The 17774-nt window shown below is 75.5% G+C and carries 12 protein-coding genes and 1 pseudogene; 7 read left to right on the plus strand and 6 right to left on the minus strand.

What is annotated here, in order from left to right; genetic code table 11:
• The first annotated feature begins 51 nt into the window (after nucleotides 1-51).
• From ACZ6AA_RS15455 to ACZ6AA_RS15465, 3 genes are all read left to right on the plus strand, one after another.
• Nucleotides 52-864, plus strand: a complete 813-nt coding sequence (locus ACZ6AA_RS15455) for a response regulator transcription factor (protein ID WP_468460145.1) — start codon at nucleotides 52-54, stop codon at nucleotides 862-864.
• Nucleotides 854-3055 carry a sensor histidine kinase gene (locus ACZ6AA_RS15460; RefSeq protein ID WP_468460143.1) on the plus strand — a complete coding sequence of 734 codons (2202 nt, stop codon included), beginning with the start codon at nucleotides 854-856 and terminating at the stop codon, nucleotides 3053-3055. The genes ACZ6AA_RS15455 and ACZ6AA_RS15460 overlap by 11 nt, the downstream gene beginning before the upstream one ends.
• A gap of 407 nt (nucleotides 3056-3462) precedes the next feature.
• Nucleotides 3463-6927: an AfsR/SARP family transcriptional regulator gene (locus ACZ6AA_RS15465; RefSeq protein ID WP_471458393.1), complete on the plus strand. Its 3465-nt coding sequence runs from the start codon at nucleotides 3463-3465 to the stop codon at nucleotides 6925-6927.
• Here the strand turns inward: ACZ6AA_RS15465 and ACZ6AA_RS15470 are convergent.
• Together ACZ6AA_RS15470 and ACZ6AA_RS15475 are read right to left on the minus strand one after the other, a co-directional pair.
• A pseudogene (locus ACZ6AA_RS15470) lies at nucleotides 6896-7339 on the minus strand (beta-class carbonic anhydrase); the annotation flags it as partial. The gene ACZ6AA_RS15465 and the pseudogene ACZ6AA_RS15470 sit on opposite strands and share 32 nt — an antisense overlap.
• Nucleotides 7340-7352: 13 nt before the next feature.
• Nucleotides 7353-9056, minus strand: a complete 1704-nt coding sequence (locus ACZ6AA_RS15475) for a bifunctional 3'-5' exonuclease/DNA polymerase (protein WP_471458395.1) — start codon at nucleotides 9054-9056, stop codon at nucleotides 7353-7355.
• Nucleotides 9057-9174: 118 nt separating this feature from the next.
• On the opposite strand from ACZ6AA_RS15475, the gene ACZ6AA_RS15480 reads away from it, so the two are divergent.
• Nucleotides 9175-10014 carry a nitrilase-related carbon-nitrogen hydrolase gene (locus ACZ6AA_RS15480; RefSeq protein WP_468460137.1) on the plus strand — a complete coding sequence of 280 codons (840 nt, stop codon included), beginning with the start codon at nucleotides 9175-9177 and terminating at the stop codon, nucleotides 10012-10014.
• Nucleotides 10015-10100: 86 nt separating this feature from the next.
• Here ACZ6AA_RS15480 and ACZ6AA_RS15485 read toward each other — a convergent pair whose 3' ends face one another.
• A complete protein-coding gene (locus ACZ6AA_RS15485) occupies nucleotides 10101-12437 on the minus strand; it encodes an FtsX-like permease family protein (protein ID WP_471458397.1) in 2337 nt (778 codons plus the stop codon).
• A gap of 84 nt (nucleotides 12438-12521) precedes the next feature.
• On the opposite strand from ACZ6AA_RS15485, the gene ACZ6AA_RS15490 reads away from it, so the two are divergent.
• The 3 genes from ACZ6AA_RS15490 to ACZ6AA_RS15500 all read left to right on the plus strand — a co-directional run bounded on the left by ACZ6AA_RS15490 (nucleotide 12522) and on the right by ACZ6AA_RS15500 (nucleotide 16583).
• Nucleotides 12522-13742 (plus strand): DUF2786 domain-containing protein, encoded by a 1221-nt coding sequence (locus ACZ6AA_RS15490; RefSeq protein WP_471458399.1) that lies wholly within the window; start codon nucleotides 12522-12524, stop codon nucleotides 13740-13742.
• Nucleotides 13743-13778: 36 nt separating this feature from the next.
• Nucleotides 13779-14159 carry a MerR family transcriptional regulator gene (locus ACZ6AA_RS15495; RefSeq protein WP_468460291.1) on the plus strand — a complete coding sequence of 127 codons (381 nt, stop codon included), beginning with the start codon at nucleotides 13779-13781 and terminating at the stop codon, nucleotides 14157-14159.
• Nucleotides 14160-14261: 102 nt separating this feature from the next.
• Entirely contained in the window at nucleotides 14262-16583 is a 2322-nt protein-coding gene (locus ACZ6AA_RS15500) for an FUSC family protein (protein ID WP_471458401.1), read from the plus strand.
• Nucleotides 16584-16604: 21 nt separating this feature from the next.
• On the opposite strand, the gene ACZ6AA_RS15505 is transcribed toward ACZ6AA_RS15500, so the two are convergent.
• Genes ACZ6AA_RS15505 through rpmB form a run of 3 tightly spaced genes read right to left on the minus strand, consistent with a single transcriptional unit; the run spans nucleotide 16605 to nucleotide 17709 of the window.
• Nucleotides 16605-17108 (minus strand): hypothetical protein, encoded by a 504-nt coding sequence (locus ACZ6AA_RS15505; RefSeq protein ID WP_471458403.1) that lies wholly within the window; start codon nucleotides 17106-17108, stop codon nucleotides 16605-16607.
• 59 nt (nucleotides 17109-17167) lie between these two features.
• Nucleotides 17168-17473, minus strand: coding sequence for a 30S ribosomal protein S14 (rpsN, locus tag ACZ6AA_RS15510; protein ID WP_468460127.1), 306 nt, complete (start codon nucleotides 17471-17473; stop codon nucleotides 17168-17170).
• Nucleotides 17473-17709 (minus strand): 50S ribosomal protein L28, encoded by a 237-nt coding sequence (gene rpmB / locus ACZ6AA_RS15515; protein ID WP_030361076.1) that lies wholly within the window; start codon nucleotides 17707-17709, stop codon nucleotides 17473-17475. The genes rpsN and rpmB overlap by 1 nt, the downstream gene beginning before the upstream one ends.
• Nucleotides 17710-17774: the final 65 nt, after the last annotated feature.

Raw genomic sequence — 17774 nt, forward strand, 5'->3', positions numbered from 1 at the left:
GGCGTTCCCGGGACGGTCGTGGACCGGGGAGGTCCACTTATGCTCGGGCGCATGTGCGCTTTTGTCCTGGTCGCGGAGGACGACGAGAAACAGGCCGACCTGATCCGCCGCTATCTGGAGCGCGAGGGTCACACGGTCGGCGTCGTCCACGACGGCCGGGCCGCGCTCGAACAGGTTCGGCGGCACGCCCCCGACCTGCTCATCCTCGACGTGATGATGCCGGAGGTCGACGGCCTCGGCGTGACCCGCGTGCTGCGCGCGGGGCCCCGGCCCGGGGAGCACCCGGGGCTCGGCGCGGCCCCCGGCGCCAGCACGCTGCCCATCCTCATGCTCACCGCCCGCTCCACCGAGGACGACCTGCTGCTCGGCCTCGACCTGGGCGCCGACGACTACCTCACCAAGCCCTACAGCCCCCGCGAGCTGATGGCCCGCGTCCGCACCCTGCTGCGGCGCGCCGGGGGCACTGCCCATCTGCCGCCGCCCGACCCGGACGCCCGGGTGCTGCGGGCCGGGGGCCTCGTCGTGGACGAGCGGCGGCACGAGGTGACCGTGGAGGAGCGCCGCGTCGAGTGCACGCCCGGCGAGTTCGAACTCCTCGCCGCGATGGCCGCCGAACCGGAGCGGGTGTTCACGCGGCCGCAGCTCCTTGACCGCATCCACGGCTCCTCGGGGTACATATCCGCGCGGACCGTCGACGTCCACGTACTGAATCTGCGCAAGAAGATCGAGGCGAATCCGCGGTCGCCGCGGCGGCTGGTGACCGTTTTCGGGGTCGGGTACAAGCTCGTCGCGTATGACGGGGCCGCTTCCGGCGGGGCCGTGGCCGAGGGGCATGACGGGGCGGCGGCCCGCCATGAGGCGTAGGCGGGGGGCCGACTCCGGCGGCCCCGGACCCGGTGGCGCGGCCCGCACCCGCGTCCCCGTACGCAAGAGCCTGCTCACCCGGCTGCTCGCCGTCTCCGTCCTCGTCTCCGTCATGTCGATCGCCGCCACCGCCTGGCTCGCCGCGCAGACCACCTCCGGCGCGATCCGGCAGGAGCAGGGTCAGGTACTCGCCGACGACGCCCGGATCTACGACAAGCTCCTCGGACTCGCCGCGACCCGCCCCAACTGGCGCGACGCCGACCGCACGGTCCGCCGCCTCGCCACCGACACCGGCCGCCGCATCGCGCTCACCACCGAGAACCGCAAGGTCATCGCCGACTCCGCCGGGCCCGGCGGCGAGCGCGGGGCGCGGCTCCCCGCGCGCGCCTCCGCCGTCGTGGACCCGCTCGCCGTCGACTCGACGCTGGCGGCGGGGCGCAAGGAGGAGGTGTCGGGCACCGGCGCCACTCCCGCGCCCGACCCCGGGCTCGCCCCCGACGAGCCGCCGAAGCGGGACGCGCGGGCACCGGACGCCGACGGCGCCCTCGGCGGCGGGACCGGCGTCGACATCGGCGGCGGGCTCGGCACCGGCGCGGGCCTCGGCACCGGGACCGGCGCCGTCGACCGCATCGACCCGCGTGCCGTCGGCCCCTTCCGGCTGCCCGCCGGGGAGCGCCGCACGCTGCGCGCCATCGCCGAGAAGAACGTGGCCTGCCTGCGGGACCGGGGCGTCGACGCCAAGCTCGTCGTCGGCCCGAGCGGGCGCCCGCACGTCCAGCTGCCCGAGGACGCCGACAGCCGCGTCACGGACTACAGCTGCGGCCCCTCGTACCTGATCAACATCACCGCGACCGAACGCAAGGCCCTCAACAAGGTCAACAAGCTCGCCTGGGCCTGCATGCGCCGCAAGGGCTCCGAGCCCGTGAAGTTCGGCCTCACCATCGGCCGCGGCGGCACCCCGCGCCTCTACCTGGCGAGCGTCCCGATGGTCGCGCCCGAGCCGACGCCGTCCACCCCCGCCGGCGCGACGCCCCCGCCCACGGACGCGTCCGCGGAGTCCCTGCGCCGCGCCGAGGACCAAGCCCGCAAGGCCAGGACCGACCGAAGCGAGGCCGAGCAGGCCGAGGAGGCGCTCGCCGCCAACTGCGTCGACAGCGCCCGCCGCGAACAGCTCGGCCCGTACGTGTCCTCGCCCGCGCTCCTGTTCATCACCAGCCCCGACGGCTCCCGCCCCTCCGACAGCGGCTTCCAGCTGTCCGGCGCCAACACCACCCGCCTCGTCGGGCTCGCCGCCGCGATCCTCGCCGTCACCGTGGCCGCCACCGCGTTCGCCGCGACCCGGCTGACCCGGCCGCTGCGCGCCCTCACCACGGCGACGCAGCGCATGAAGACCGGCGAGGCCACCGAGCCCGTACCCGCCCGCTCCGCAGGGGAGATCAGCCAGCTCGCCGCCGCGTTCAACGACATGGCCGCGCACCGCAAGGCCCTGGAGGAGCAGCGCAAGGCGATGGTCAGCGATGTCGCGCACGAGCTGCGGACACCGCTGTCCAACATCCGCGGCTGGCTGGAGGCCGCGGAGGACGGCGTCGTCGCGACCGACCCGGAACTCGTCACCTCGCTCCTGGAGGAGGCCCTGCTCCTCCAGCACATCGTCAACGACCTCCAGGACCTCGCCGCCGCCGACGCGGGCACCCTCCGCCTGCACCGCGAGCCCGTCCGTGCCGTCGAACTCGCCGACCAGGTCGTCGCCGCCCACCAGGCCCGCGCCGACGCGGCCGGCGTCCGCCTCACCGCCCGCGCCACCGGCGACCCCTGGCTCACCGCCGACCCCCTCCGCCTCCGCCAGGCCATCGGCAACCTCGTCTCCAACGCGATCCGCCACACCCCGGCGGGCGGAGAGGTGACGGTCCTCTGCCGCACCGCGGACGCGACGGCGGCCCAGGACGGCGGCCTCCCCCCGGGCGTACTGATCGAGGTCGCCGACACCGGCACCGGCATCGCCCCCGGCGACCTCCCCCACGTCTTCGACCGCTTCTGGCGAGCCGACAAGTCCCGCACCCGCGCCACCGGCGGCAGCGGCCTGGGCCTCGCCATCGTCCGCAACCTCGTGCAGGCGCACGGGGGGACGGTGGGGGTGGAGAGCGAACGGGGCAAGGGCTCCGTGTTCACGGTGAGATTGCCGGTGACGTGAGGGACCAGTGCCAGTCCGGCGGAGGCATTCCAGCCCGTCCGGCGTTTGAGGACGAGGCCGAAGGCCGATCGGCGGCGCCCGGTCCCACCCGAGGGGATCGACGAGGCGATCTCAGCCCGTCCGGCGCTTGAGGACGAGGCGCGCAGCGCCGACCGACGGCGCCCCCGTCCCACAGCAAGGGGACATCCCCCAAGGCCAGAGGCCAGCTTGGGCGGACCCGGCCGCGGCGGCGACACTCCCCCGAGCCACGCGCTTAGCGCACGCACCGGCGGGGCCAGGTCCGATGTAGTGATCCCATCAGGCCCCGCCAACAGATCGCTAACATGTGCCCAACGGCTGTTCGGAAGGGGCAGCGGGTCGGACTCCGGCGAGTGGCCGGACCGGCGGCAACGGGGAGTTGGGCGAGCATGACGAACGAGCTGCGGTTCGGGCTCCTCGGCGTACCCGCCCTGTACGACGCCGAAGGCGAACCGCACCCCGTCCGCAGCCCCAAGGCCCGCGCCCTCCTCACCGCGCTGCTCCTCGAACCCGACCGCCCGGTCTCCGCCGACGCGCTGAAGGACGCGCTGTGGGCCGAAGGCCCGCCCGCGTCCGCGCACGCCTCCCTGCAGAACCACGTGACCCGCCTGCGCCGCCTCCTGGACGACCCGGATCGGCTCCGGGCCGTACCGTCCGGCTATCGCCTCCGCGTCGACGACGGCGAACTCGACGTACGCCTCTTCGAACGCCGCTTCGCGGAGGCCCGCGCCGCGCACGCCGAGCGTGACTGGGCCGCCGTCGAGGACGCCGCCCGCTCGGCGCTCGCGCTCTGGCGCGGCACCCCGCTGTCCGGCCTGCCGACGGCCACCGCGGGCCACGCCCTCGTGCAACGCCTGGAGGAGTCCCGGCTCCTGCTCCTGGAGTGCCGTTACGACGCCCTCCTCGAAGCCGCCGCCACCTCGCCCGGCCGCCACCTCGCCGAACTCGCCTTCCGCACCCCGGAACTGGCCTCCCTCGTCGCCGAGCACCCGCTCCGCGAGACCTTTCACCGCCAGCTGATGCTCCTGCTGCACCGCACCGGCCGCCAGGCGGAGGCCCTCGCCGTCCACCGCGCGCTGCGCCGCCGCCTCGTCGAGGAGTTGGGCGTGGAGCCGGGGGAGGCGGTGCGGGAGGCGCACGGCGAGATCCTCCGGGGGGACGCGTCCGGTCCCGCCCCGCAGGAGCCCCCGACCGCCCCGCGCCCCGGGTCCACGTCACCCCCCACCCGACCGCACCCTTCCTCCCAGCCGGGACCCCACCCCGAACCACAGCGGCGACACACCCCCGAGAAACACCCCCCACCTCCACAGCAGACACCACCCCAACAGCCCCAAGATCTCCAAGAGCCACCACACCCTCAACACCACCACCAAGCCCACCAAGCCCACCAAGCCCACCAAGCCCACCAAGCCCAGCGATCCCCGCACCCCCAGCCGTCCCCACCACCCTCGGCATCACCCTCGACGCCGAAACAGCCCCCCGGCCCCTCACCCCGGGCCCTCCTGGCCGGCGGCCGTCAAAGCGCCTCCGCACCCACCCGCCTGCCCCGTCCTGCCCAACTCCCGCCCAAACCACCCCACTTCACGGGCCGCGCCGCCCAGACCCGACGGCTGAAGGTGCTGCTCACCGAAGGGCGCGAGCCACACGAGGGGCACGAGCCGCACGCCGGGCACGACGGGCCCGCCCCGCGCGACGCAGACGCCCCGCGCCAGCCGCAAGACGCGCACGCCGGACACCGCGAACCCGCCCCGCACACCCCACACCAACCGCAAGACACCCCCCAGGCCCACCCCCACCCCGCAGCCCGCGAAGGCCGTCCCCGCGTGGCCGTGCTCGCCGGAATGGCAGGCGTGGGCAAAAGCGCTCTCGCCGTCCACACCGCGCACGAGCTGCGTGCCGCCTTCCCCGACGGGCAGCTCTACCTCAACCTGCACGGCGCCACCCCCGGCATGACCCCGCTCACCCCCGGCCAGGCCCTCGCCGCGCTCCTGCGGGACCTCGGGGCGGAGGCGCGGCACGCGCCCGAAGACCTGGACGCGGCAGCCGCGTTGCTGCGGTCGCTGCTCGCGCCGACCCGCACCCTGCTGGTCCTGGACGACGCGGCGAGCGCCGCGCAGGTGCGGCCGCTGCTGCCCGGCGGGCCCGGGTGCGCGGTCATCGTGACGAGCCGTTCGCAGCTCACGGCTCTCGACGGCGCGGCCCGCTTCCCGCTGCGGCCGCTGTCCGACGCGGACAGCGCCGCGCTGCTCCGGGCGGCCTCCGGCCGGGACGGGCTCGACGCGGACCACCCGCTGGTGGCGCTCGCGGGCCGCCTGCCGCTGGCCCTGCGCATCGTCGCGGCCCGGCTCGCCGCGCGCAGCGCGCTCACGCCGGACGCGCTCGCGGGCCTCCTCGCCGACTGCGGGGACCGCCTGCACCACCTGGAACACGACGACTTGAGCGTACGCCGCTCCCTGGACGTCGCCCTCGAATCGCTGCGGACGTCCGACCGGGAGGGCGACCGCGACGCAGCCCGCGCCCTGTGCGCCGTCGGCGCCCTGGACCTGCCGGAGTACGGTGCCCCGCTGCTCGCCCGCCTGCTCGCCCTGCCCCGCCGCCGCGCCCAGTCCGCCCTCGACCGCCTCGTCGACGTCGCCCTCCTCGACGAGATCGCGTACGGCCGCTACGCACCCCACGACCTGGTCCGCGACTTCGCCCGCGAACACGCCGCCCCACTCCCGGAGTCCGCCGACCGCACGGCCCTCGCCTGGTACGCGGACAGCGCCCGCGACGCCCTCCTCGCGATCATGCCGGACGGCCAGGACAAGAGGGACCGCCTGGGGGCACCCGGGCGCCCCCCGGTCGATCCCGACCCCGCCCCCCACACCCCCGCCTTCCCCACCCCCGACCAGGCCTTCGCCTGGGCCGACCAGGAGTTGGGGAACATCGTCACGCTCGCCGAGCGGCACGCCCACGACGGGACCGGGCTTGTGGCCCGGCTTGTGCGGTATCTGTTCCCTTATCTGCAACGCCGGGGCAGGCTCACGGAGTTGGAGCGGCTGTGCGGGCTCGCCGTGGATTCGGCGCGGCGGCACGGGGAGGCGGGGGCCAGGGCCCAGGCGTTGTCCGACCTCGCGGGGCACCGATTCATGGCGGGGCGCGCGGGGGAGGCGCTGGCGCTCAACGACGAGGCCCTCGGGCTGTGGCGGGGCCTCGGCGACAGTTCCTCCGTGCGCCGGGCCCTGAACCACCGGGGCCTCCTCCTCGAAGGCCTCGGGCGGCACGCCGAGTCCGCCGGCGCGTTGCGGCAGGCCCTCGCCCTGGCCCGGGGGCTCGACGACCCGCTGAGCGAGGCCATCACGTACAGCCATCTCGGCAATCTGTACGAGCACACCGACGCCCGCGCCGCCATCACCCACCACGAGCGCAGCCTCGCCATCGGCGAACGCATCGGTCACCTCGTCGTGCGCCAGTCCGCCCACTGCAACATCGGCTACGCCCGCCTCACCCTCGGCGAACCCGCCGCCGCCCGCGGCCACTTCGAGGAGGCGCTGCGCCTGCACGGCGAGTACCAGGACTGGCACGGCGAGTCCCAGTCCCGCCTCGGCCTGGTCCGCGCCCTGCGTGAACTCGCCCGTGCGGCGGACGCCACCCGCGAGTGCGCCCTGCTCCTGGACCGCGCCGAGCACCGCGGCGACACGCACATGGCCGGGCTCGCCCGCCACCAGTACGGGCTGCTGCTGCGCGCCGAGGGGCGTACGCGGGAGGCGTACGAGCAGTGGGAGGCGGCCCTCGCGGCCCTCGAATCCCTGGACGGCGTCAACGCCAAGGTGGTCGCCGAGCTCAGGGCCGAACTCGGGGAACGGCCGGCGTGACCTCCCGCAGCAGGCCCGTCGCCACGTCGAAGACGAAGCCGCGCACGGAGTCGGTGTGCGGGACGAAGGGGCTGTGCGTGATCCTGCGCACGGACTGACGCACGTCCTCGTCCAGGTCCGGGAAGGCCTCCGCCGACCACGTCGGGCGCAGCCCCGTCTCCTTCTCGATGCCGCTCTTGAACTCCGCGTCGGTGAACGTGAGCATGCCGCAGTCGGTGTGGTGGATCAGGATGATCTCCCGGGTGCCGAGCAGGCGTTGGCTGATCGCCAGGGAGCGGATCTCGTCGTCGGTGACCACGCCGCCCGCGTTGCGGATGACGTGCGCCTCGCCCTCGGCGAGGCCGAGGATCCCGTACACGTTCAGGCGGGCGTCCATGCACGCCACGACGGCGACCTGCCGGGACGGGGGCAGGTGTCGTACCCGTTCACTTGGCGCCGGCGTAGCACTCCACCACGGCCACCGTGAACGGGAACCGCACGGGCGTCTCGCCGAACGCGATCCGGCCCGCCAGGTCCCCCGCCTCCCGCACCGCCGCGGCGACGGCCTCGGCCTCCTCGTCGGGGCAGTGCACGATCACCTCGTCGTGCTGGAAGAAGACCAGCTCGGCGCGCATCCCGGCGGTGGCCCTGCGCAGGGCGGCGAGCATGAGCAGGGCCCAGTCGGCGGCGCTGCCCTGGACGACGAAGTTGCGGGTGAAGCGGCCGCGGGCGCGGGCGTCGGTGGAGGCGTACCCGGGGGTGAACTCGCTGTCGGGGGAGGCCTGCCGGGGGCTTTCCGGTTCCTGCGGGATGCCCGCCTCGCCGTCGTCGTCGTCGGCGGCCCCGACGGCCGGGGGGCTGGTGCGGCCGAGCCAGGTCCGGACGAGGCGGCCCTCCTCGCCGGCCTTCGCGGCGTCGTCGACGTACGCGACGGCCAGCGGGAAGCGGCGGCGCAGGGCCGCGAGGTTCTTCAGGCCGTCGCCGGACGTCTGGCCGTACACCGCGCCGAGCAGTGCCAGCTTGGCGTGCTCGCGGTCGCCGGAGAACGCGCGGTCGGAGAGGCGGGTGTAGAGGTCCTCCGCGCTGCCCGCGACGTCCATCAGGCCCCGGTCGCGGGAGATCGCGGCGAGGACGCGCGGCTCCATCTGGTCGGCGTCGGCGACGACCAGGCGCCAGCCCGGGTCGGCGACCACGGCACGCCGGATGACCTTCGGGATCTGCAGGGCGCCGCCGCCGTTCGTGGTCCAGCGGCCGGAGACGGTGCCGCCCGGGGTGTACTCGGGGCGGAAGCGGCCGTCGTGGACCCAGTCCTGGAGCCAGGACCAGCCGTGGGCCGTCCAGATCCGGTACAGCGTCTTGTACTGGAGGAGGGGCTTGACCGCGGGGTGGTCGATCTCCTCCAGCTCCCACTTCCGCGTCGACTTGACCCGGAAACCGGCGCGCGCGAACGCCTTCACGACCTCGGCGGGCAGGTCGGGGCGCACGCGGTGGCCGAACGCGGCGGACACCTCGTCCGCCAGCTCGGCGAGCCTGCGCGGTTCGCCGCTGCCGCCGTAGCGCTCGCCGAGGAGCTCGCGCAGGAGGTCCTTGTGCACGTCGGCGCGCCAGGGCAGGCCCGCGGCGTTCATCTCGGCGGCCACGAGCATGCCCGCCGACTCGGCGGCCGTCAGGAGGCGCATGCGGCCCGGGTGGGCGGTGGCATCGTGCCGCCGGAGCTGGTCCGCGTACACCTCAAGGAGGGCCTCCAGGGGGAGGGGCGGGGCCGGGGTCGGCTCGAAGAGGGAGTCCTGGGAGCCCGGTGCCGCGGCGCGGGGCGGGGGATCGGGCGGTACGGGTCTTCGGTGCAGGCGGGCCCAGGCCGCGGCGGCCGAGCGGGGCTCGCCGAGGCGGCCCTCGTGGCCGAGGAGGAGCAGCTCCGCGGCTTCCACGTCGTAGCACCGCTCGACGCGGCCGCCCGCCGCGAGGACCCGCGGATAGCTGCTCGCCGTGGACTGCCACACCCACCGCTCCACCTCCGGGTGGGCGAGCACGGCCTCGGCGACACCGCCGTGCCGCTCGACGCCCCCGACGGGCACCCCGTCCTCCCCCACGGGCACGGCGAGGCCGACACCCCCGCCCCCTTCAGCCACGACCCACCGACCAGCACACATACCCCCGACGATGCCACCCGCCACTGACAATGCCCCGGCACCACGACACCGCCCGCCCCGGAACCCGGGTGGCCCCCGTCCGCATGCCGCCGCCGGGGGCCGCTGCGAGGCTCGGTGCATGCGAGTGGCGTTGGCGCAGACGGACTGTGTGCTGGGCGAGGTGGACGAGAACCTCGATGTCGCCCGGGAGCAGGTGGCGCGGGCCGGGGCGCAGGGGGCCGACCTCGTCGTGTTCCCGGAGCTGAGCCTGCACGGGTACCACCTGGGCGCCCTGCGCCGCGACACCTCCCTCGCGGTCGACGACCCCCGTCTCCTCGGCCTGTCCCTGCACGGCCCCGACGTGCTGGTCGGCCTGCACGAGCACACCGCCCTGCGCGCGTACAACACCGCCGCCCACTACGCGGGCGGCGCCCTCCTGCACGCCCACCGCAAGCTCTACCTGCCCAACTACCTCGCCTGGGAGGAGCGCAAGCACGTCAGCCCGGGCCAGCACCTGCGCGCCTACGACCTGCCCGGCGACCACGGCCGCGCCGCCACCCTCGTCTGCAACGACGCCTGGCAGCCGGTCCTGCCGTGGCTCGCCGTGCAGGACGGCGCCGAGGTCATCGTCGTACCGACGAACAGCGCCGCGAGCCTCGACCCGGAGGCGATGGACACCGGCCTGTACTGGGACACCCTGCTGTCGTACACCGCCCGCATGCTCCAGTGCTGGGTCGTCTTCGTGAACCGCGTCGGCAACGAGAACGGCGCCACGTTCTGGGGCGGCTCGCGGGTCGTGGACCCGAGCGGCACGGTCGTCGCCCAGGCCCCGAAGTGGGAACCGGCCCTGGTCACCGTCGACATCGACGTCCATGAGGCCCGCCGCCGGCGCCGCATGGTGCCGCTCGTCGCCGAGGCCCGCCTCGGCCTGGTCGACCGGGAGGTACGGCGGCTGATCGACGAGGGCGGGGACTCGTAGGCCGAGGGCGGGGCTCATGGGCCGAGGGAGGAGGGGCTCGTGGACCGGCCAGGGGCAGGACTCCCGGCCCCGCACGGGCGCGCCCCTCAGCCGCGGCCCTCGGCGCGCACCCCCCGGCACCCCATCACCCCCGCCCCCACCGCCACCACCGCCAGAACCCCCGCGCACGCCCCCATCACGTCCCACGGCACCACCACCCCCGCCGGTGCCGAGAGCCGCGCGAGCCCCGCGCTCAGGCCGCCGAGGCCGACCAGCGTCACGGCGAGGCCGAGCACCGCGCCGACCGTCACGGCGAGGACCGCCTCGGCGGCCACCACGAGCCGTATCTGGCCGGGCGCGGCGCCGAGGAGGCGCAGCGAGCGCAGTTCGGGGGCCCGTACGGGTGCCGTCATCAGCTGGGTGCTCGCCAGCGAGATCGCCGTGTACGCGAGGCAGAGCGCGAGCAGCATGCGCAGGCCGAGGCGCGTCTGGTGCTTCACGCCGGGGTGCTCGGCGGCCAGCCACTGCCCGGCCGTGCGCACCTGCCCGCCGGTCGTCCGCAGGGCCGCCGCGACGGCCGCGCGGTCGGCGCCGTCCCGGAGGCGTACGTCGACGCGGTCGAGCGGGGCGGAGGGGGCGTTGCGGGCCGTCACGTACGCCCCGTTGTCGCCCGTGCCGCGCGCGAGGACCGCCGCGATCCGCAGCCGCGCCCGGCGGCCGTCGCCGAGCCACACGTCGACGTGCTCGCCGACGCGGTGCCGCTGCCACTCCTCGTTGACGACGATCGAGCGGTCGTCGAGCCCGCGTACGTCACCGGCGACCACGGGCAGCCGGTGCGTCGCCGCGAACGCCGCCGGGTCGGTCACGGCGCGGGCCTCGGCGCGCAGGAGCGCGGTGTCGTCGTCCTCGCGCACGAACACGGCGGTGCTCGCCGACGCGGCCACCGTCGCGCGGGGGATCCGCCCCGGCTGCCTCAAGTCGTCGCCGGTGACGACGAGGTGGGCGGCAGTACGTTCCCTCGCCTCGGTCGCCTTCGCCGCGCCCACCGTCGCGGCCGAGCCGAGCAGACAGCCCGCCGTGGCGACGGTGACGAGGACGGGGGCGGCGACGGCGGCGGTGCGGCGCACGGAACCGGCGGCGTTGGCGCGGGCGAGGCGGGCGAGGGTGAGTGCCCTGGCGGGGCGCCTTCCTGGGCTCTTGGCGGGGTGCCGACCTACGCCTCCCGCCGGACGCAGCCCCAGACCCCGCACGCGGCGCCGGTCCGGTCCGCCCACGCCCCGCGCCAAGAACGCCGGGCGACGGAACAAGGCGACCACGTGTCGTACGAGGAGAGGGGACAGCGCCGCCACTCCCGTCGAGAGGATCATCGGCTGCGTCGTGTACGTCTTGCGCTTAAGCAGCTCCGACGGCTCCGTCCACAGCGTCCACGCGAGCAGCCCCAGCCCGCCCGCGAGCAGCGCGGTGCCCACGACGCGGCGGCCGAGCGGCATCACGCCGGTGTCGAGGGACGCCTCGCGCAGCGCCTCCACGGGGCTCACCCGGCCCGCCCGGCGCGCCGCGCTCCACGACCCGGCGAGGGCCACGAGCAGGCCGGTCCAGAAGGCGAGTTGGTACGGCCACCAGGTCCAGGCGAATCCGGCGGGGCCGCCGTCGACGGTGAACCACGGCGGCGCCACCTCCGTGTCGACCAGCGTCCGCGCGAGGACCGGCGCCGCCCACGCCCCGCCCGCGCACCCGGCCGCCGACGCCGCCGCACCCACCGCGAGGGCCTCGGCGAGCAGCCACCGCCGTACCTGCCCCCGGCTCGCCCCGGCCGCCCGGAGCAGCCCGAACTCGCGCCGCCGCAGCGCCACCACGAACGCGAACGTCGACGCGGTCACGAACACCGACACGAAGGCGGCGACCCCGCCCGCCGTGCCGAGGAACGCGTTCACGGCGACCAGCGCCCGTGCGTCCCGCTCGGTGTCCGGGTCGACCTGGCGGCGGTCGGCGCCGGTCAGGACGCGGGCGCCGGTGCCGGACGCGGCGACGACGGCGCGCACCCGGGCGGCGGGCGCGTCGAGGCCGACGGCGTCCGGTGCCGTACGGTCTGTACGGGTCTGACCGGCTGGTCGGGTCTGGTCGGCTGTATGGGGCTGACCGCCTGTTCGGAGCTGGCCGAGGCGGCGAAGTTCGCGCAGGAGTTCGTTGTCCACAGGGTGTGGATGAGCGAGCTTCTTCGTGACGTGGCGGATCTCGGGCCCGCGCCGCACCGGCACGGTCAGCGTGTCCCGGCCCGCCACCACCACCGGCGAATCGGCGAACCGCACCGGTTCCCGCTCCGGGGCGCGCAGGCTCGCCGCGAGCCCCACCCCCGTCGCGGCGATCAGGGCCACCCCGAGGGCGACGGCGACGAAGGCACCCAGAAATCCGGCCCACCGGGCCCGTAGCGACGCAAGAACCATGCCCCGAGCCAACCGCGCCGGGGCCGCGCGCTCACGACCACTGGCGGGCCGGTCGAAGGTAGGGCCAGGCCTACCCTTAGGGGTATGGATTCGGTGATCGACAGGGCGTTCGCTGCGGCGCTGTACGGGGCGGACGCCGGGGCCGGTCGGGCCGGGCGGGGCGAGGGTGCGGGGCGTGCCAACCGCCACGCCCACGCCGACGAAGGCCTCGACACCGGCGCGTCCCTCCTCGCCGCCGACCCCTCCGTCGACGCCGAACTCGCCGCGCGCGGCGAGGAGTTGCTGCGGCGGGCCTGGGAGCGCGGCTGGCAGCCCGCCGACGTGCTGCGCCTGGTCCGGCGCGACCTCGACGAGCCGCACGTACGCCTCGCCGCCGCCCTGATCCGCGCCGAGACCCTCCGCTACGCCCCCGGCCTGCTGCCCGCCCGCTGGCCCGCGCAGATCGCCGCCCTCGACGCCCACGAACCCTGGCGGGGGCCCGACCGCTTCACGCACGCCACCGCCGTGCTCGCCCTCTACCGCCTGCTCCTCCGGCTGCCCCCGATCGAGCCCGTCGGTCCGGCGCCCGGCACCCCCCTGCACGTACCGCCGCCGCACCGCGACGACGAGCCGCGCGCCCTCACCCGCATCCGCGCCCTGCTCGCCAAGGCCGAGGCGACCGGCTACCCGCAGGAGGCGGAGGCGCTGACCGCGAAGGCGCAGGAGCTGATGGCGCGGCACAGCGTCGACGAGGCGCTGCTCGCCGCCCGTACGCACCGCCCGGACGCGCCCGGGGCCTGCCGCATCGGTGTCGACGCCCCGTACGAGACCGCCAAGGCGATCCTCCTCGACGCGGTCGCCGCCGCGAACCGCTGCCGCGCGGTGTGGAACGAGGCCCTCGGCTTCTCCACCGTCGTCGGCTTCGAAGCGGACCTGGAGGTGGTGGAGCTGCTGCACACCTCCCTCCTCGTGCAGGGCCTCGCCGCCATGACGACGGCGGAGGCCGGGCAGCGCGCGGGCGGGCGCAAGCGCACCAAGACGTTCCGGCAGGCCTTCTGGATGGCGTACGCCCAGCGCGTCGGCGCCCGCCTCGAAGCGGCCGCCGCGCCCGTCACCCACGAGGAGGCCGGTGGGGGCGGGGCGCTGCTTCCTGTGCTCGCCGCGCGGGACGTCGCGGTCGCCGACCGGGCGGAGCGGATGTTCCCGGAGACGACCACCACGCGGGTACGCGGCGTGCGGGACGGGGCGGGCTGGGCCGAGGGGGCCGCGGCGGCCACCAACGCCAGCCTGCACACGCGTGTGAGACTTCCTGGGAGGGAAGCGTGAGGCAGGGGTGAGCGGAGGAGGGGGCGCAGGGTGAGCATGCGTATCGGGGAGCTGTCGGAGCGCACCGGCACGCCGCGCAGGCTGCTGCGGTACTACGAGGAGCAGGGGCTGATCGTCGCCGATCGGGCGGCCAACGGCTACCGCGTGTACGACGAGGCCTGCGTCGACCGGGTGCTGCAGATCCGGGGCCTCCTCGACGCCGGGCTGCCCACGCGGCTCATCAAGCAGATCCTGCCCTGCCTGGACAAGCCCCGGGTCATCCACTTCCCGGACGCCACGCCGGAGATGCTGGCCACGTTGGAGCGGGAGCGGGACAGCATGACGCGGCGGGTGGAGTGTCTGACCCGGAACCGGGACGCGATCGGGGAGTACCTGGACGCGGTTCGCGCGCGGCGCCACGAGGACCAGCCCGCCTGACCCGTCCGGCCTCCGCCCGTCCGCACCCCCGCCCCTCCCGGGCCATCCCCCCCAAACACCCCCACCCCACCCCAAACCCCCAATCCCCCGTACGATCACCCCGTGACCTGGTGGCGGGCCCTGCGGCAGACGGCGCGTTCGGGGCTCGCTGTGGAGCGGACTCGGCTCGAACCGCTGGTCGCCCTGCGGGGGGCCGTCGGACTGGCGATCGTGATCGGGGCGAGCCTCGCCCTGTTCGGGCCCGCCGTCGCCGCAAGCTCGGCCTTCGGCGCGTTCCAGGCCGCCATCGCCACCTTCCAGCGCAGCTGGCGCCCCCGCCCCGAGCTCGCCATCGCCTCCGGCACCAGCCTCGCGATCTCCACCTTCCTCGGCTACCTCACCGGCAGCCATCTCCTCCTCTTCCTGGCCCTCCTCGCCCTGTGGACCTTCCTGGCGGGCCTGAGCTGGGCCGCGGGCCCGACCATCGGCCTGATCGCCACCTCCAACGTGGCGATCATGCTGGTCACGATCACCCTGCCCACGTCCGTCGCCGCCGCGGCCGGGCACGCCGCGATGATGGTCGTGGGCGGCGCCGTCCAGGCGGCCCTGGTGCTCGTCTTCCCGGTACGCCGCTGGGGCGCCCACCGCGACGCCCTCGCCGACGCCCTGGCCGCCGAGGCGGACTACGCGCGCCGTCTGCGCCACGACCCGGTGGCGCCCTTCGACCCGGCCCCGCTGATGACGGCCCGCGCCGCCGCCCACATCACCCCGCGCCAGGCCCGCACCCGCCCCGCCGAACTCCACGGCGCCCGCGGTCTCGCCGAACGCATTCGCCCCGTCCTCGCGTCCCTGGCCGACCCGGCCCTCGGCGCCCCGGCGGAGGGCCCCGAACGCGACCGGGTCCGCGAACTCCTCGCCGCCGCGGGCGCCATCCTCGACGCGGCCGCCCGCGCCATCCGCCACGGCACCCCGGTGGACCTTCCCCCGGCGGCGATCTCCACGTTCCGCACCCCCGACACGGGCGCCATCCTCAAGGGCCCACCCCACAGAGCGGCAACCCGCCTGGGCACCCTCCTCAGAGACGTGGTGGAGGTGGCAACAGGCACGACGACACCACCCACCCTCCCGACCTCCACCCCTGGTCCCACCTCTGCTCCGAACACCCCGACCACCTCTGCTCCGAACACCCCGACCACCGCTGCCGCCCCGGGCACCCCCGCTACTCCAGCCGCCCCGGACACCCCCACCTCTCCGGTCGGCCCCGCTGCCCCAGCCGTGGCCGACGGCCCCCTCGTCCGCCCGGGCCTGGCGGCCCTGGCCCCCGCCGCCGCCAAGGCCATGCGCGCCGACCTGAACCCCCGCTCCCCGGTGACCCGCCACGCCCTGCGCGTCACGACGGTCACCGTGGCGGGCTACGCCGCCGGCACCTTCCTGCCGCTGGGCCACGGCTACTGGGCCCCGATGGCCGCCGTCATGGTCATGCGCCCCGACTTCTCCCAGACGTACGCCCGCGCGGTCGCCCGCTTCGGCGGCACCCTCGTGGGCGTCGCCCTGGCCACCGCCCTGGTTCAGCTGGCCCACCCGGGCACGTACCTCTCGGGCGCCCTCGCCGCGGCCAGCGCGGGCCTGATGTACCTCCTGATGCGTACGGGCCAGGTCGCCGCCCAGGCCTGCGTCGCCGCGTACGTGGTCTTCCTCCTCGGCATGGGCGGCGAACAGTGGACCCAGACCGTCCCGGAACGCGTCGTCCTCACCCTCATCGGCGGCATCCTCGCCATGGCTGCGTACGCCCTGTACCCCGCCTGGGAGACCCCGCGCCTGCGCACCCGCCTCGCCGACTGGCTCACGGCGAACGGCCGTTACGCCGCGGCCGTCGTCGCCCACTACGCCGACCCCGCGGGCAAGAACTGCCCCGACGTCCGCACGGCCCTCCTCGCCGCCCGCGCCGCCCGCGCCTCCTGGCAGGAGGCCCATGAGCGCGCCGAACACGAACCCGTACGCCACCGCGGCCTCTCCCGCGCCGCGGCCGCCGACGCCGAGCAGGCCCTGTCCCAACTCGGCCGTGTCGCCATGCTCCTGGAGGCCCACCTCCCCGACCGCGGCACACCCCCGGTCCCGGCCGCCGCGGCCCTCGCGGACGCCCTGCGCACCGCGACCGAGCGGGGCGCCCAGGCCGTGCGCGAACGCCGCGTGCCGGAGTGGGACCCCGTCCGCGACGCCCTCGACTCCTGGGAGTCGGGCGACGCCCCCGACCGCGTCGTCCGCCGCGGCGGCACCCTCCTCCTGCGCGCCCTCACCGACCTCTCCGACGCCCTGGACACCGCACCCCCACCGATGCTGGTCGACGGCAGCGACACCAACGTAAGTAAGGCGGGGGCGAAGGGGGAGGCGGGGGCCGGGAACGCCGACGGGCCGCGGGGTCCCGAGGACCCCACGACCCGCTGAAGCGTCGGCTGCCGCGCCCCGCTACGACTTCGGAATGTCCGCCGTGGGCAGCCCCTCCGGCAGCTTCCCGCCCTTCGTGCGCAGGAACTCGTCCTTGCCGAAGCCCTCCCAGGTGATCTTCAGCGTCTTGCCGTCGACGGAGTCGATCCGCCCCTTGGTGCGGTCCATGTCCCCGTCGGCGCACTTCAGCTTGATCGTCTGGTCCCCGCCGACCGCGGCGAAGCCGTTGCACACGTGCTCGCCGACCAGCGTCGCGCGGTTGTCGGTGATCACAAGGGCGACCGGCTTGCCACCGGTCGTGGCGACCCAGCTGCCCTCCAGGTCCTTGCCCGAGGCGCCCGCGCCGTCGGAGCCGGAGTCGTCGTCGGAGCCGCCCGGCGTCTTGGCGGCGCTGTCCGACGCCCCCTTGTCCTTGTCGCCGTCGCCCTTGTCGTCGCCGTCGCTGCTGCAACCGGTCAGGACGAGCGCGGCGGCGAGCGAGGCCACCGCGGCGCCGATCGTCGTGCTGCGGACACGCGTGTGCACTGAAGTCCCCCTATGTGGAGCTCTGTTCCGGGCCGTGGCCCGTCGAATCGCGCGCCAAGCTACCAGGAGGATTTGCGGACGCCGGGCAGGAATCCCGCGTGGGCCTGCGCACGCAGCCGCACCCTGGAGAGCCCGAACGTGCCTACGTATCCGCGGGGGCGCCCGTCCACGCTGTCGCGGTTGCGCACCCGCGTGGCGCTCGCGTCCCGTGGCTGGCGGTCCAATTCCCGCCGGGCGGCGAGCCGTTCGGCGTCCGGGGTGTCCGGGCGCCGGATGATCTCCTTCAGCTCGGCCCGCCGCGCCGCGTACCGCGCGACGATCGCGCGCCGCTGCTCGTTCTTCGCGATCTTGCTCTTCTTGGCCATCAGACCTTCACCCCGCGCGCACGGATCCTGGCCACCGCGGCCTCGATGCCGATGGTGTCGACGGTCTTGATCCCCTTGGCGCTCAGCCGCAGCCGTACGTACCTGCCCTCGCTGGGCAGCCAGTAGCGCTTGCGCTGGATGTTCGCGTCGAAGCGGCGCGGGGTGCGCCGGTGCGAGTGCGAGATGTGGTTGCCGAACCCGGGCTTCGCGCCGGTGAGCTGGCAGTGGGCGGACATGGTGACGCACCTCTCGGTCGGATTCGCTCCCGTCCATTTGGAAACGGGATTCATTTTCATATACT

It is taken from the genome of Streptomyces sp. NPDC040610 (assembly GCF_055594065.1).